The following is a 14,908-nucleotide window of genomic DNA, read 5'->3' on the forward strand; positions in this document are numbered from 1 at the left end:
CAACAGGCAGGTGATCATTGTGAAAGGTACAATAAAAGAAAAATACGGGATTCACGTCAGGCAGCTTTCCATGTACCAGCACACGTATCAATGCTTTCAGACGCCGAATTCATTCTTCCTGATTGTCCCCGTTTCCCAATTCTCAGATACAGAACTGACAGAGCTTTATTACATGAGTCAGTATTTACAAGAACAAAGTGACCCATACGTTACGGTTTTTATCTTTACAAAAGAAGGTAAGCTGACATTTGAACAGGAGGGGAAAACATACGCTCTTCTGAAGGCAGCACCCCCTTTTTCAAATCGGGCGTTCTCCGTTGGACAGGAGCTGGCGGAATTTCACCGAAAAGGCAGAGGGTACCCGTATGAAGTGAAGGCAGCCGGAAGAATCGGCCAGTGGAAGGATCTGTGGGGAAAACGCATTGATCAGCTGGAGGTGTTTTGGCAGCGAAAGGTTCATACTCCGCCTCACGAGCCATTCGACAAAAAAATGATCGAATCATTTCCATATTATTTGGGACTGTCAGAAAACGCGATACAATATTTAGTGGACACTGAGCTGGATGACAAGCCCCAAGCCGCTGATTCAGGAACGATATGCCATCAGCGGATGGAAAGGCATACATGGTCACCCGATTCCATGATCAGAATTCCGGCGGATTGGGTATTTGACCATGCCTCACGTGACTTGGCTGAATATATGAGGCATACGTTTTTACATCACAGACAAGATTTTCATCAGCAAGGCTTTCACTTTTTGCAGGAATACGAGCAAGTTACGCCGCTGTCTCCATTTTCAAAACGTCTTTTATATAGCCGCCTGCTCTTTCCCCTTCATTATTTTGAAATCGTGGAGAGCTACTACATGTCACCAGAATCAGAAAAGCATTATTATGAAGAGCAGTTTGACTTTATTCTTAGTGACTGCGAACGCTATGAGCAATTTCTCCATACAGCGCAGGAATTCATGAATATGCGGGCGCAGAAACCGTTTGTTCCCCGCGTGAACTGGCTCGTTAAAGGCGGAAAAATAATTAGAAAATAAAGAATCTTGTCATATCAACATGTTAAACGTTTACATTCACAAAATTCAACCAACTGATGTCTTGTCAAAACAGAAGTGTGCTTATATAATGTTTGTAACTTATATGTCTGCGTTGAGTTAACAATTGTCTTTTTAGAGAGGACAATCAAAAGAAAGGTGGAGTTTTTTTGAAAGCAATTCGTGTGGGGCTTTTAGGTTTAGGTACCGTCGGAAGCGGTGTCGTTAAAATTATTCAAGACCATCAGGATAAGCTGATGCATCAGGTCGGCTGTCCGATTACGATAAAAAAAGTGCTTGTAAAAGATATAGAGAAAAAGAGAGAAGTAGATTTGCCGAAGGAAGTGCTCACCACAGAAGTGTATGATGTCATCGATGATCCAGATGTTGATGTCGTCATCGAGGTGATCGGCGGAGTTGAACAAACAAAACAATATTTGGTCGACGCGCTGAGATCGAAAAAGCATGTTGTCACAGCAAACAAGGATTTAATGGCTGTGTACGGCTCCGAGCTGCTTGCTGAAGCGAAGGAAAATGGCTGCGACATCTACTTTGAAGCCAGTGTTGCCGGCGGAATTCCGATTCTGCGCACGTTAGAGGAAGGCCTCTCATCAGACCGGATTACAAAAATGATGGGCATCGTGAACGGAACAACGAACTTTATCTTAACAAAGATGATCAAAGAAAAAAGCCCTTACGAGGAAGTGCTCAAGGAAGCGCAGGATCTCGGCTTTGCCGAAGCTGATCCGACTTCAGACGTGGAAGGGCTTGATGCCGCAAGGAAAATGGCGATATTGGCGCGTCTCGGTTTCTCGATGAATGTCGATCTGGAAGACGTCAAAGTAAAGGGAATCTCCCAAATTACAGACGAGGACATCAGCTTCAGCAAACGCCTAGGCTACACGATGAAGCTGATCGGGATTGCTCAGCGTGACGGCAGCAAAATTGAAGTCAGCGTACAGCCGACACTGCTTCCTGACCATCACCCGCTTTCTGCTGTGCATAATGAGTTTAACGCCGTTTATGTATACGGAGAGGCTGTTGGTGAAACGATGTTCTACGGGCCTGGAGCTGGGAGCATGCCTACTGCGACATCCGTTGTTTCTGACCTTGTTGCGGTCATGAAAAACATGCGCCTCGGCGTAACCGGCAACAGTTTTGTCGGGCCGCAATACGAGAAAAACATGAAGTCGCCGTCTGATATTTACGCACAGCAATTCTTAAGAATTCACGTCAAAGATCAGGTCGGTTCATTCTCGAAAATTACGTCTGTGTTCTCAGAGCGGGGCGTGAGCTTCGAAAAGATTCTTCAGCTGCCGATTAAAGGCCATGATGAGTTAGCAGAAATCGTAATTGTCACACACCATACATCAGAAGCTGATTTCAGTGATATCCTGCAAAACCTAAATGATTTGGAAGTCGTTCAAGAAGTCAAAAGCACATATCGTGTAGAAGGGAACGGTTGGAGTTAATGTGGAAAGGACTTATCCATCAATATAAAGAATTTTTACCTGTAACAGATCAAACACCGGCGCTTACTTTACATGAAGGAAACACACCTCTTATCCACCTGCCGAAGCTGTCTGAGCAGCTCGGAATTGAGCTTCATGTCAAAACAGAAGGTGTCAATCCTACGGGATCATTTAAAGACCGCGGAATGGTCATGGCTGTGGCGAAAGCAAAAGAAGAAGGCAACGATACGATTATGTGCGCATCAACAGGAAACACTTCCGCTGCTGCGGCTGCATATGCAGCCCGTGCCAACATGAAATGTATCGTCATCATTCCGAACGGAAAAATTGCCTTTGGAAAACTTGCTCAGGCTGTCATGTATGGAGCTGAGATTATTGCAATTGACGGAAACTTTGACGATGCGCTTAAAATTGTCCGTTCCATCTGTGAGAAATCACCGATTGCTCTTGTCAACTCCGTCAACCCTTACCGCCTTGAAGGTCAAAAAACAGCTGCCTTTGAAGTGTGCGAGCAGCTGGGCGAAGCACCGGATGTTTTAGCGATCCCAGTCGGAAACGCAGGCAATATCTCAGCGTATTGGAAGGGCTTTAAGGAATATCATGAGAAAAACGGCACAAGACTCCCGGAAATGCGCGGTTTTGAAGCGGAAGGCTCAGCGGCAATCGTTCGCAATGAAGTAATTGAAAATCCGGAAACAATAGCAACAGCCATTCGTATCGGAAACCCGGCAAGCTGGGACAAAGCTGTAAAGGCAGCTGAGGAATCCAACGGGAAAATTGACGAAGTCACTGATGATGAAATCCTTCATGCGTATCAGCTGATCGCCCGTGAAGAAGGCGTGTTTGCAGAACCGGGATCCTGCGCTTCCATCGCTGGCGTTCTGAAACAGGTAAAATCCGGAGACATTCCGAAAGGCAGCAAGGTCGTCGCTGTGTTAACAGGAAACGGGCTGAAAGATCCGAATACAGCGGTCGATATTTCAGAAATCAAGCCGGTCACATTGCCGACAAATGAAGACAGCATCCTTGAATATATAAAAGGAGCGGCCCGTGTATGAACGAAGCCGACATGCTGTTCACTGTCACTGTTCCCGGAAGCACGGCTAACCTAGGCCCTGGCTTCGATTCAGTTGGAATGGCGCTCAGCAGATATTTGAAGCTGACCGTCTTTGAAAGCGACAAGTGGTCTTTTGAAGCTGAAACAGAAACAGTCGCCGGAATTCCGGCGGGTACTGATAATCTGATCTATCAAGTGGCAAAACGGACAGCAGATTTATACGGTAAAGAGATGCCGCCTGTCCATGTGAAAGTGTGGAGCGACATTCCGCTCGCACGCGGCCTTGGCAGCAGCGCCGCGGCGATTGTAGCGGCCGTTGAACTGGCTGATGAATTATGTGGCTTAAAGCTCTCTGAAGCGGACAAGCTGCATGTAGCCAGCCTTGAAGAAGGACACCCGGATAATGCGGGCGCTTCTCTCGTTGGCGGACTTGTCATTGGCTTGCATGAAGATGACGAGACACAAATGATCCGCGTCCCGGATGCTGACATTGATGTGGTCGTTGTCATTCCTTTTTACGAAGTGCTGACAAGAGACGCAAGAGACGTGCTGCCGAAAGAGTTTCCGTATGCGGACGCTGTAAAAGCAAGTGCAGTCAGCAATATACTCATTGCTGCCATCATGTCCAAGGATTGGCCGCTCGTCGGTAAAATCATGAAGAAGGATATGTTCCATCAGCCGTACCGGGCAATGCTTGTACCTGAGTTGTCAAAAGTAGAACACGTCGCCGAGATGAAGGGCGCGTACGGAACGGCTCTCAGCGGGGCAGGCCCAACGATTCTCGTGATGACTGAAAAAGGAAAGGGAGAAGAGCTCAAAGAACAACTCGCGCTTCATTTCCCTCATTGTGAAGTCGACGCTTTGACAGTTCCGAAAGAGGGAAGTATAGTAGAACGAAATCCTTTATATCAAGTAAAAAGTGTATAGATTACGCCAAGCGTCCCTCAGCATCAGCGGAGGGCGCTTTTTTTCTGCTGGAGATAAAGGAGTTTTTATTTAGAAAAACGAAATAGTGTAAAAAGGAGGAGATGAACATGAAAAAGCTGATAACCGCAGAAGACATCACAGCGATTGTCTCTGTAACCGATCCTCAATATGCCCCAGATGGCAGCCGTGCCGCATATGTCCAGTCACAAGTGAATCAAGAGAAAGATTCGTATACATCAAATATATGGGTCTATGAAACGAAAAGTGGCGGGTCTGTTCCTTGGACACATGGAGAAAAGCGGTGCACGGACCCAAGATGGTCTCCGGACGGGCGCACGCTTGCCTTTATTTCTGATCGTGAAGGCGATACAGCACAGTTGTATATCATGAGTGCTGAAGGCGGGGAAGCCAGAAAACTGACTGATATCCCGTATGGCGTGTCAGAGCCAATATGGTCCCCGGATGGCGAATCGGTGCTTGTCATTGTCAGTTTGGGAGAGGGAGAAAGTATTAATGATCGAGAGAAAACGGAGCCGGACAGCTTTGAACCTGTTGAAGTTCAAGGTCTAGCCTATAAACGGGACGGCAAAGGACTGACGAGAGGCGCGTATGCCCAGCTTGTGCTTGTCAGCGTGAAGTCTGGAGAAGTAAAGCAGCTGACATATCAAAAAGCCGATCATGGTGATCCTGCTTTTTCACCTGATGGCAAATGGCTTGTTTTCTCAGCTGATTTGACTGAGACGGACGATGCCAGCCAGCCGCACGATGTCTGTATGATGTCGCTGGAGTCTGGAGATCTCAAGCAGATTACGTCTCATCGCGGCTCATTCGGACCAAGCTCATTTTCACCGGACGGAAGATATCTTGCTTTGCTTGGACATGAAAGGGAATATCAGAATGCAACGTTCGAAAAGTCGTGGCTCTATGATATTGAACAAGACAACCTTACATGTCTGACTGAAATGCTTGACGTTCACTTATCGGACGCGCTCATTGGAGATTCACTGATCGGAGGTGCCGAACAGCGCCCGCTTTGGACGAAAGACAGCCAAGGGTTTTATGTCATCGGCACAGATCAAGGCAGTACGGGAATCTATTATATTTCAATTGAAGGCCTTGTGTATCCGATTCGCCTCGAAAAAGAGTACATCAATAGTTTTTCCATTTCACCTGACGAACAACACTTTATTGCCAGTGTGACAAAGCCGGACAGACCGAGCGAGCTTTACAGCCTCCCGCTTGGGCAGGAGGAGAAACGGCTGACTGGTGCGAATGACAAGTTTGTCGAGGAGCATGCGATTTCAATACCTGAAGAGATTCAATATGTCACAGAGGACGGTATGACGGTGAACGGCTGGCTGATGAAGCCTGCACAGGCGGAAGAGGAGACATCATATCCACTTATTCTTAACATACACGGCGGTCCGCACATGATGTACGGGCATACATATTTTCATGAATTTCAAGTGCTGGCGGCGAAAGGGTATGCAGTGGTTTATGTCAATCCGAGAGGAAGCCACGGCTACGGGCAGGAATTTGTGAATGCCGTCAGAGGAAATTATGGAGGAAAGGATTATGAGGATGTGATGCAGGCTGTGGATGAGGCTATTAAACGAGATCCGCAGATCGATCCTGAACGGCTCGGGGTTACAGGAGGGAGCTATGGAGGCTTTATGACCAACTGGATTGTTGGACAGACGAACCGCTTTAAAGCCGCCGTTACCCAGCGCTCGATTTCAAACTGGATCAGCTTTCATGGCGTCAGTGATATTGGCTATTTCTTCACAGACTGGCAGCTTGAGCATGACATGTTTGCGGACACAGAAAAGCTCTGGGACCGTTCCCCTTTAAAATACGCAGCAAACGTGGAGACACCGCTTTTGATTTTGCATGGCGAGCGAGATGACCGGTGCCCGATTGAGCAGGCGGAGCAGCTATTTATCGCTTTGAAAAAAATAGGCAAGGAAACCATGCTCGTCCGTTTTCCGAAAGCGTCGCACAATTTGTCACGCAGCGGACACCCGGGACAGCGGATTAAGCGCTTGAATTATATCAGCACATGGTTTGATCAATATCTCTAATAAAAAAGCCAGGCTGATTAAATATCAGCCTGGCTGCTTGATTAAAAGACTTGTTCTACTTCAACGACACCCGGCACTTCTTCAAGAAGAGCGCGTTCAATTCCGGCTTTTAGCGTAATTGTTGAACTTGGGCAGCTGCCGCATGCGCCTAGAAGACGAAGCTTAACGATACCTTCATCTACGTCTACAAGCTCACAGTCGCCGCCGTCACGAAGTAAAAACGGACGAAGTTTGTCCAGTACTTCCTGCACCTGTTCTTTCATTTCAACTTCAGTCATGACATTCGCTCCTTTCGTCATCATAAAACCATTATATTCAGTGTAACAATAAAAATCTATTGTTTGGTTTGCAAAGTTGCTTTCCCTATTATAGCACATTAAGACTTGAACACAAAAACGGTTTTTTTCTATAAAACCGCCTTTTGGCTCTGTATACTGAAAGAAAGGACATACATGGGAGAAGGAGGCGTTTACCAGTGACAAAACCTGTCGTGCTGAGCGTGTATGGGGCAGAAACCGTTTGTGCAAGCTGTGTTAATATGCCGACGGCCAAGGATACATACGAGTGGCTTGAGGCTGCGCTGAAAAGAAAATATCCAAATCAGCCCTTTGCGATGCAATATATCGACATTTATGAGCCGCCTGACAATGAACATGTGAAAGAGCTTGCGGAAAAAATCAAAAATGACGAGTATTTTTATCCGCTTGTGCTCGTAGAAGACAAAATTGTCGGTGAAGGGAATCCGAAGTTAAAAGACGTTTATGAGGAAATGGAGAAGTATGGGTATACAGAGAACCGCTGACAAGATCAGCGGTTTTTCTCTATCATTAACCGTTATGGTGTTTGTACATCCACAGCAAGCCCGATTTCAACATGCGCGGAACACGGCCGATCAGCGGGCGGTCAGCAACAAGGCCGAAGCCGGCTTTTTTTCCGAGTGAACCGAGGACACCTTTCAGCTTAAACTGCGGCATTGATTCAGGAAGAGCTTCTCCATTCCAGCGTTTTTGCAAGATTTGGACAATCTGCTCTGCTTGAGCCTCTGCCAGCTGGGCACTCGGTGCATGAGGGAGGCTGGCGCAATCACCGACAACATACAGGTGTTCATCACCTGGAAGATTGTGATGAGGTGTTAATACGATACGCCCTTGTGCATCCTTTTCCACATCCAAGTCTCTGACGACTTTGTTCGGCTGTATACCGGCTGTCCACACGATGGCGTCTGCAGAGATTGGTTCATCGTGGTTGTACACAATGTTTTCTTCAACTTTTGTGATATTTGCCCTGTTAATAATGCGGACTCCGTGCTCTTCGAACCAATTTTGCACATATTTGCTCAAACGCTCGGGAAAGCTTGATAAAATGAGATTACCGCGGTCGAACAGAATGATGTTCAGGTCATCACGGCTTTCTCTCAGTTCACTCGCAAGCTCTACGCCGCTTAAGCCCGCTCCGACAATGGCGACAGTGGCATTAGCGCTCAGGTTATTCAGCTTTTGGTAAGTTTCGCGGGACTGATCGATGGTTTGAATGCTGTAGGTGAATTCAGGCGCTCCCGGCACGTTGTGATATTTATCTTCACAGCCGAGCCCGATTACAGCGTCATCGTAAGAGATCGGTTCACGATCTTGGAACAGCACTTGTTTTTGTGCAATATCAATTGATGAGATATCACCATATTGGACATTCAGGCGAGGGTGCTCTGGGAATGACACCCTAATATGATGGTCAGAAATTGTGCCTGCGGCAAGAGCATAATATTCTGTTTTCAAGCAGTGATAAGGATTTCTGTCAATTAACGTGATTGAAACATCATCAGGCAGCTGGTTTGGCAATAAGCGATGAAGTACACGCATGTTCCCGTAACCTCCGCCGATCAAGACCAATTTTTTCATTTGAATTCCCCTTTAATCCGAAGAGTATGATAGACACATTGAAGAAAATACGAACTATGTAAAATAACATCTAGAATTATATCGAATTTGATCTAAAATCACAATAATAGTTTGAAAATAACCTACAAATTAGCCTGAAAGCGCAAATTAGTAAAACGTTATTTGAGAAATAATATGTTACGATAATAAATTTTGAACAATCCGTTGTCTTTGACGAATGATGAAAAATTCGCGATAATGGACATATGTGAGGTGAAACCGCATGAATCCAATGATTGAATTTTGTGTCAGCAATCTGGCTCACGGCTCTCAGGAAGCCCGGGCGATTTTGGAGAAGGATCCAAATCTGGATGTCCTTGAATACGGCTGCTTAAGCTACTGCGGGACATGCATGGAGTCACTTTTCGCTCTTGTAAATGGAGAAGTCGTCATGGGTGAAACGCCTGCTGAGCTTGTTGAGAATATATATACCTTTATTGAAGAAAATCCTATGTTTTAACAGAAAAGGGCCTGGGACAGGCCCTTTTTTATTTTGTCGTCCAAAAGAACTAAAAAATGTGTAGACATCAAAAAATATTATTGTTATCGTATAAAAGATATTTTTTTAAATAAAATTTTAAGAGGTGTAGGTGTATTCATGAGTGTTCTGTGGGGACTGCTCGGCGCAGTTGCGATCATTGCTATCGCGTTTTTATTTTCAGAAAAGAAAAGCAATATTAAGATAAGAACCGTCATCGTTGGTTTATGCACACAGATGGCGTTTGGATACATCGTGTTGAAATGGGAAGCGGGACGCGCTGTTTTTTTATGGTTTTCAAGCCGTGTACAGCTTCTGATTGATTATGCGAATGAAGGCATTAGCTTTATTTTTGGACCGCTTCTGAAAGTCGGCGACAGCCCGGCATTTGCATTAAGTGTACTGCCTGTTATCATTTTCTTCTCAGCACTGATTGCAGTTTTATATCATTTGAAAATCATGCAGCTCATTTTTCGTGTCATTGGCGGGGGATTATCAAAGCTTCTTGGGACAAGCCAAACGGAATCTCTTGCGGCTGCTGCTAATATTTTTGTAGGACAATCAGAATCTCCATTAGTGATCAAACCCCTGATAGCCGGGCTGACGCGCTCTGAATTATTCACGATTATGACGAGCGGTCTATCGGCTGTTGCCGGTTCAACCTTGTTTGGGTACGCGCTTCTCGGCATTCCGATTGAATATCTGCTTGCGGCTAGCTTTATGGCTGCTCCGGCGGGTCTTGTCTTTGGTAAATTGATGATTCCCGAAACGGAAAAGCCGCAAACCGTAAAGAGCGATTTTAAAATGGATGAAGGCGAAGGCGCAGCCAATGTCATTGACGCAGCTGCAAAGGGAGCGTCAACAGGTCTGCAAATTGCCTTAAACGTTGGAGCGATGCTGCTTGCGTTCGTTGCATTAATTGCCGTAGTAAACGGTATTCTCGGCGGAGCTTTCGGCTTGTTCGGCTTAAAAGGCGTCACATTAGAATCCATTCTCGGCTATGTATTTTCTCCAATCGCCTTTTTGATTGGCGTGCCATGGCATGAAGCATTGCAGGCGGGAAGCTATATCGGCCAGAAATTGGTGCTGAATGAGTTTGTTGCTTATTCTAACTTCGGTCCGCACATCGGCGAGTTTTCTAAGAAAACCGCTACCATTATCAGCTTTGCGTTATGCGGATTCGCCAATTTTTCATCAATTGCAATTATGCTCGGTACGCTTGGCGGTTTAGCGCCTAGCCGCCGTTCGGATATCGCACGCCTCGGCTTGAAGGCTGTTCTTGCAGGAACATTAGCCAATCTGCTTAGCGCAGCCATTGCTGGCATGTTTATATAAACAATAAAAGCTCCTTGCGAAAGTGCAAGGAGCTTTTATGTATGAAAAACGGGGGATAATTGTATTGTGTCCGTTTATAATAGCTTTTATACTAAGAAAAAGAAAAAAAGTTGGAGGCACCTATGAACTCATTTCGATTTACCAAAATGCACGGCCTGGGAAACAGCTATATCTATGTGAATCAATTTGAAGAACAGCTTCCGGAAGAAAAACTGTCTGAGATTGCGGTTCAGGTTTCTTCTGTTTATACAGGGATTGGTTCCGACGGAATGATCCTGATATGCCCTTCAGATCAAGCGCCTGTCAAAATGCGGATTTTTAATAATGATGGGTCTGAAGGGAAAAACTGCGGCAACGGCCTGCGCTGCGTTGCAAAATATGCGTATGAGCATAAGCTGGTTGAAGAAACATCTTTTCTGATTGAAACTCTCTCCGGGCTTGTGAAAGCGGAGGTTCAAGTTGAAAACGGAAAAGTGAATGTGGTGACTGTCGATATGGGTGAACCGCGCCTGACAAAAGCCGAGCTTCCAATGCTTGGCGGCGGAGAAGAGTACACGATCAATGAAACCATGACATTTGGTGAAGCTGAACTAACAGGCACTGCAGTTTCAATGGGAAATCCCCATATCGTTTTTCCGATCGCTGTCATTGAACAGGCACCCTTGATGACACTGGGGCCGGTGATTGAGAAAGATCCGAGATTTCCGGAAGGCGTCAATGTGGAATTCGTCGAAACCGTGAATGAACATGAACTGCATTTCCGCGTCTGGGAACGGGGATCAGGCATTACTCAGGCATGCGGGACAGGAGCTTGTGCAGCTGCCGTCGCATCTGTGCTAAACGGCGTATCAGAACGAAATCAGGACATCACGGTGCATTTAGCAGGCGGAGATTTGGTGATTAACTGGAAAGACAACGGCCATGTGATGATGACAGGGCCGGCTGAGACCGTTTGCGAGGGTGTCTATTTCTTGTAAAACACCTTGTTTGAGAATTGGACCAATCAGGTTTATAATAAAAGACAACATCCGGTTTTTAAAAGGAGGTTCACAAAGATGAGCAACCCGGTAACTATTACAGAAGCAGCGGCTTTGCATATAAAAGATATGATGAAAGAGCATGAAGAAGAAAACGCGTTTCTGCGTGTCGGCGTCAAAGGCGGCGGCTGCAGCGGCCTTTCTTACGGCATGGGCTTTGAGCATGAAAAGGGCGAATCAGACAGCATGTTTGATCAGCACGGCATTACTGTACTTGTTGACAATGAAAGCCTTGATATCATGAACGGCACCGTGATTGATTATAAGCAATCCATGCTTGGCGGCGGCTTCACCATCGACAACCCAAACGCCATCGCTTCATGCGGCTGCGGTTCTTCTTTTAGAACAGCAACGAATACAGGTACGCCTGAAGAGTGCTAGGCACTACCCGATATTTTTTCGAGATGTGAATTTTCATCATCTCACCTGTCGGACGATTGCGTGATGGCATTCCATGAGTAACCGTAAGATTGTTCATGACGCTTTTCTTAGCGATAAACCATCGTTAAGGGAGGCGTTTTTATTATGACGTAATATCAGAATCTACGAAAAATGAGAAGACAAAATCATTTTATTCGACACCTCCTGCACCTTTAATTATGTTGTAATTGCAACATAATTGCGCTAAATTTAACGTGGAACTATTATTGCATTTACAATAAAATGCGTGTTTGAGGAGTTGAAGGGAGGGAGACTGTAGCAAAGGGAATTATCAAGAAAATTTAGCCAAAATGTATTAGTAGATCGAACAAAATACTTTTCCAACAGAGAAAGGAAAAACGTATTTCTATTTATAAATAGTAAGAGTTTAGAAAAGGACTGGAAATGTAGAAAAACACGAAAAAATTATTGAGGATATAAAGGAGCGACATTTTTAAATGACGATAAATATAAGAAAGTGCAGCCGTGAAGATTTAAAAATACTCCAAGAGCTTAGTATTGTAACATTCAACGATACATTTAAAGATCAGAATTCACCTGAAAATATGAAAGCCTATCTGGAAAGTGCATTTAACGCTAAACAGTTGGAACAGGAATTATCCAATACGTCTTCACAGTTCTTTTTTGTTTATTTTCATCATGAAGTCGCTGGATATTTAAAGGTCAACATCGATGATGCTCAGTCTGAAGAAATGGGTGATGACTCACTTGAAATCGAGAGGATTTATATAAAGAGCAATTTTCAATGACATGGGCTTGGCAAACAACTGCTGTGTAAAGCTATAGAAATTGCGCTTGAATGTAATAAGAAGAAAATTCGGCTAGGCATATGGAAAAAAATGAAAAGGCTATTGCGTTTTATAAGAAAATGGGGGTTTGTTCAGACCGGCGCCCACTCTTTTTATATGGGTGATGAAGAACAAACGGACTTTATCATGGCCAAAACACTCATATAACTTTTTTCGAAGGGTGGATGATGATATTCCAAAATATTTTTAAGGTCAATAATACTGAAGACATTTGGAATTTTGTACAGGAAAACCCTTTGGTACGGTTGTCACAACAGAACAAGGAAAACCAATTGCCACTCATTTGCCGCTAGGATTCATTAAAAAAGGCGAACATTATTATATTACTGGACATTTTGCTTATGGAAATTCTCAGTGGCGAACGTTTGAAGCCTGTGAAGATGTGCTTGTCATGTTTCAGGGGCCGCATGCTTATATTTCTTCTTCCTGGTATTCGCGCGAAAATGTTCCGACGTGGAATTACCAAGCTGTCCACATGTATGGAAAAGCAAGTATTCTAGAGAAAGATGAATTAGTACAAGAATTAACAATCATGCTGGAGAAATACGAAAAACATCGCGAAAATCCAGTTTTATGGGACAAACTGTCTCCAAAACTCTTAGAAAGTGATTTGAAAGGTATCGTTGGATTTAAGATTAAGGTGGAAGACATTCAAGCGGCATATAAATGAAGCCAAAACCGAAATGAAACGGATTATATGAACATCATTGATCAGTTGCAAAATGAAGAAAATGTAAATACAAAACATATGGCAGACTTGATGGGAAATAAATTCAAAAAGGAAATATAGAGAATACTTTAAAGGATTCCTCCTTATGCTGGTACGCCTGAATAAGTAGCAGAAAACGCCAAATCAAGCGGCGAACCGCTGACTTGGCGTTTTTTATTTTTAATGCTTATCCCCATTAAAAATCGAATTCTTCACAATCACATAATCCACATTCCGGATCGCGTCAAGTTTTGTTCCGCCTGCATAAGAAATAGAAGATTGGAGATCCTGTTCCATTTCAATCAGCGTATCCTTGATTGAGCCTTTATGTGCCACGTGCATTTTCTTGCCTTCTACATTTTTCTTTTCGCCTTTTTGGAATTCAGAGGCTGAGCCGAAGTACTCTTTGTAGAGCTTTCCGTCTTTTTCGATCGTTTGGCCTGGTGATTCTTCGTGCCCGGCAAATAATGAACCAATCATGACCATCGTTGCGCCGAATCTGATTGATTTTGCGATGTCACCATGTGTACGGATGCCGCCATCCGCAATAATCGGTTTGCTCGCTGCTTTGGCACACCAGCGCAGCGCCGCTAATTGCCAGCCCCCTGTGCCGAAGCCGGTTTTGATTTTCGTAATGCATACTTTTCCGGGCCCAATGCCGACCTTAGTGGCATCCGCTCCCGCATTTTCAAGTTCTCTGACCGCTTCCGGCGTTCCGACATTGCCGGCAATGACAAAGCTGTCCGGCAAATGTTTTTTGAGGTGCTGGATCATTTCAATGACAGCATTTGAGTGCCCGTGAGCAATGTCAATTGTCACGTATTCAGGAGTCAGGTTTTCTTCTGCCAGCCGGCGGACAAATTCGTACTCCTCATCTTTGACGCCCACGCTGATAGAAGAGAGTAATCCGCGTGCGTTCATGTCTTTAATAAAATCAATTCGTGTTTCAGGTTCAAATCGATGCATGACATAAAAGTAACCATTTTCCGCTAATTGAATGGCTAGCTTTTCATCTATAATCGTCTGCATATTGGCAGGAACGACGGGCAATTTAAATGTACGTCCGCCTAAACGTACGGATGTATCACATTCTGAACGGCTATTTACAATGCATTTTGCAGGAATTAGCTGAATATCTTCGTAATCAAATACATTTTCCATCATTTTCACTCCTAAAAAACGAATATTTAAAAGAATACTATGTGAAACGTTCGCCTTCTATAATGTACTCTGTTTTATTTAGGATGTCAAACGTTTTTATTTTCTTACAGGTATGTGCAAGTGCCGAAGCTTGTCATGCTCGGTGAGTTTGGGTATCATAGTCTTAACGAAAGGTCTTAGAGAGCGGATGAAAACGCGAATGATATACATTCAGCAAAGCTTGGTCGTTTAGCACCAGGCTTTCTTTATGAGATGGACATGTGAAAGGAGCGAATGAGATGACACAAAACGAAGGAAAAACACCGAAGTCCCAAAAGATCCAAGACCGCATTATCATGACAATGATCTGGATCGTCGCAGCCCTTGTGATTGCGCTGGTAATTGGAACTGTGATGAACTATCTAAATATCTTCAAATAAAAAAGG

At 44.6% G+C, this 14,908-nt stretch carries 14 protein-coding genes and 2 pseudogenes; 13 read left to right on the forward strand and 3 right to left on the reverse strand.

All coding sequences use genetic code 11. From position 1 onward, the window contains the following. The first annotated feature begins 16 nt into the window (after positions 1 to 16). From cotNH to Q3W56_RS07180, 5 genes are all read left to right on the forward strand, one after another. The gene (cotNH, locus tag Q3W56_RS07160) at positions 17 to 1,045 is read left to right on the forward strand and encodes a spore coat-associated protein CotNH (RefSeq protein ID WP_302895046.1); all 1,029 of its coding nucleotides are present in this window, start codon (positions 17 to 19) and stop codon (positions 1,043 to 1,045) included. A gap of 167 nt (positions 1,046 to 1,212) precedes the next feature. After that, positions 1,213 to 2,514, forward strand: a complete 1,302-nt coding sequence (locus Q3W56_RS07165) for a homoserine dehydrogenase (RefSeq protein ID WP_019715603.1) — start codon at positions 1,213 to 1,215, stop codon at positions 2,512 to 2,514. After that, complete coding sequence (thrC, locus tag Q3W56_RS07170) at positions 2,514 to 3,572, forward strand: threonine synthase (RefSeq protein WP_302895047.1); 1,059 nt, start codon at positions 2,514 to 2,516, stop codon at positions 3,570 to 3,572. The genes Q3W56_RS07165 and thrC overlap by 1 nt, the downstream gene beginning before the upstream one ends. Next, on the forward strand, positions 3,569 to 4,498 hold the full coding sequence (gene thrB, locus Q3W56_RS07175) for a homoserine kinase (RefSeq protein WP_019715601.1): 930 nt from the start codon (positions 3,569 to 3,571) through the stop codon (positions 4,496 to 4,498). Before thrC ends, thrB begins: the two co-directional genes overlap by 4 nt. 107 nt (positions 4,499 to 4,605) lie before the next feature. After that, complete coding sequence (locus Q3W56_RS07180; RefSeq protein WP_302894997.1) at positions 4,606 to 6,579, forward strand: S9 family peptidase; 1,974 nt, start codon at positions 4,606 to 4,608, stop codon at positions 6,577 to 6,579. Between the two features lie 41 nt (positions 6,580 to 6,620). Here the strand turns inward: Q3W56_RS07180 and Q3W56_RS07185 are convergent, their stop codons facing one another. After that, on the reverse strand, positions 6,621 to 6,956 hold the full coding sequence (locus Q3W56_RS07185; protein ID WP_171017000.1) for a NifU family protein: 336 nt from the start codon (positions 6,954 to 6,956) through the stop codon (positions 6,621 to 6,623). 98 nt (positions 6,957 to 7,054) lie between these two features. Here Q3W56_RS07185 and Q3W56_RS07190 point away from each other — a divergent pair, with 98 nt between their 5' ends. Further along, positions 7,055 to 7,381 (forward strand): YuzD family protein, encoded by a 327-nt coding sequence (locus Q3W56_RS07190; protein ID WP_302894998.1) that lies wholly within the window; start codon positions 7,055 to 7,057, stop codon positions 7,379 to 7,381. 25 nt (positions 7,382 to 7,406) lie between these two features. Here Q3W56_RS07190 and Q3W56_RS07195 read toward each other — a convergent pair whose 3' ends face one another. Beyond that, positions 7,407 to 8,474 (reverse strand): NAD(P)/FAD-dependent oxidoreductase, encoded by a 1,068-nt coding sequence (locus Q3W56_RS07195; protein WP_268398348.1) that lies wholly within the window; start codon positions 8,472 to 8,474, stop codon positions 7,407 to 7,409. A 262-nt stretch (positions 8,475 to 8,736) separates the two neighbouring features. On the opposite strand from Q3W56_RS07195, the gene Q3W56_RS07200 reads away from it, so the two are divergent. The 6 genes and pseudogenes from Q3W56_RS07200 to Q3W56_RS07225 all read left to right on the forward strand — a co-directional run bounded on the left by Q3W56_RS07200 (position 8,737) and on the right by Q3W56_RS07225 (position 13,403). Beyond that, a complete protein-coding gene (locus Q3W56_RS07200; protein ID WP_003222913.1) occupies positions 8,737 to 8,973 on the forward strand; it encodes a YuzB family protein in 237 nt (78 codons plus the stop codon). A 138-nt stretch (positions 8,974 to 9,111) separates the two neighbouring features. Continuing rightward, entirely contained in the window at positions 9,112 to 10,326 is a 1,215-nt protein-coding gene (locus tag Q3W56_RS07205; protein ID WP_268398347.1) for a NupC/NupG family nucleoside CNT transporter, read from the forward strand. A gap of 122 nt (positions 10,327 to 10,448) precedes the next feature. Then, positions 10,449 to 11,303, forward strand: a complete 855-nt coding sequence (dapF, locus tag Q3W56_RS07210) for a diaminopimelate epimerase (RefSeq protein ID WP_302894999.1) — start codon at positions 10,449 to 10,451, stop codon at positions 11,301 to 11,303. A 78-nt stretch (positions 11,304 to 11,381) separates the two neighbouring features. Further along, on the forward strand, positions 11,382 to 11,744 hold the full coding sequence (locus Q3W56_RS07215) for a HesB/IscA family protein (RefSeq protein WP_019715595.1): 363 nt from the start codon (positions 11,382 to 11,384) through the stop codon (positions 11,742 to 11,744). A gap of 497 nt (positions 11,745 to 12,241) precedes the next feature. Next, positions 12,242 to 12,760, forward strand: a pseudogene (gene paiA, locus Q3W56_RS07220) (spermidine/spermine N(1)-acetyltransferase). Positions 12,761 to 12,780: 20 nt separating this feature from the next. Next, a pseudogene (locus Q3W56_RS07225) lies at positions 12,781 to 13,403 on the forward strand (FMN-binding negative transcriptional regulator). Positions 13,404 to 13,502: 99 nt separating this feature from the next. On the opposite strand, the gene guaC reads toward Q3W56_RS07225, so the two are convergent. Next, positions 13,503 to 14,483, reverse strand: a complete 981-nt coding sequence (gene guaC, locus Q3W56_RS07230) for a GMP reductase (protein WP_302895000.1) — start codon at positions 14,481 to 14,483, stop codon at positions 13,503 to 13,505. Between the two features lie 278 nt (positions 14,484 to 14,761). Here guaC and Q3W56_RS07235 point away from each other — a divergent pair, with 278 nt between their 5' ends. Continuing rightward, complete coding sequence (locus tag Q3W56_RS07235) at positions 14,762 to 14,902, forward strand: hypothetical protein (RefSeq protein ID WP_302895001.1); 141 nt, start codon at positions 14,762 to 14,764, stop codon at positions 14,900 to 14,902. The last annotated feature ends 6 nt before the right edge of the window (positions 14,903 to 14,908 follow it).

This window comes from Bacillus sp. C28GYM-DRY-1 (genome assembly GCF_030519405.1).
Classification (GTDB): Bacteria; Bacillota; Bacilli; order Bacillales; family Bacillaceae; genus Bacillus; species Bacillus spizizenii_A.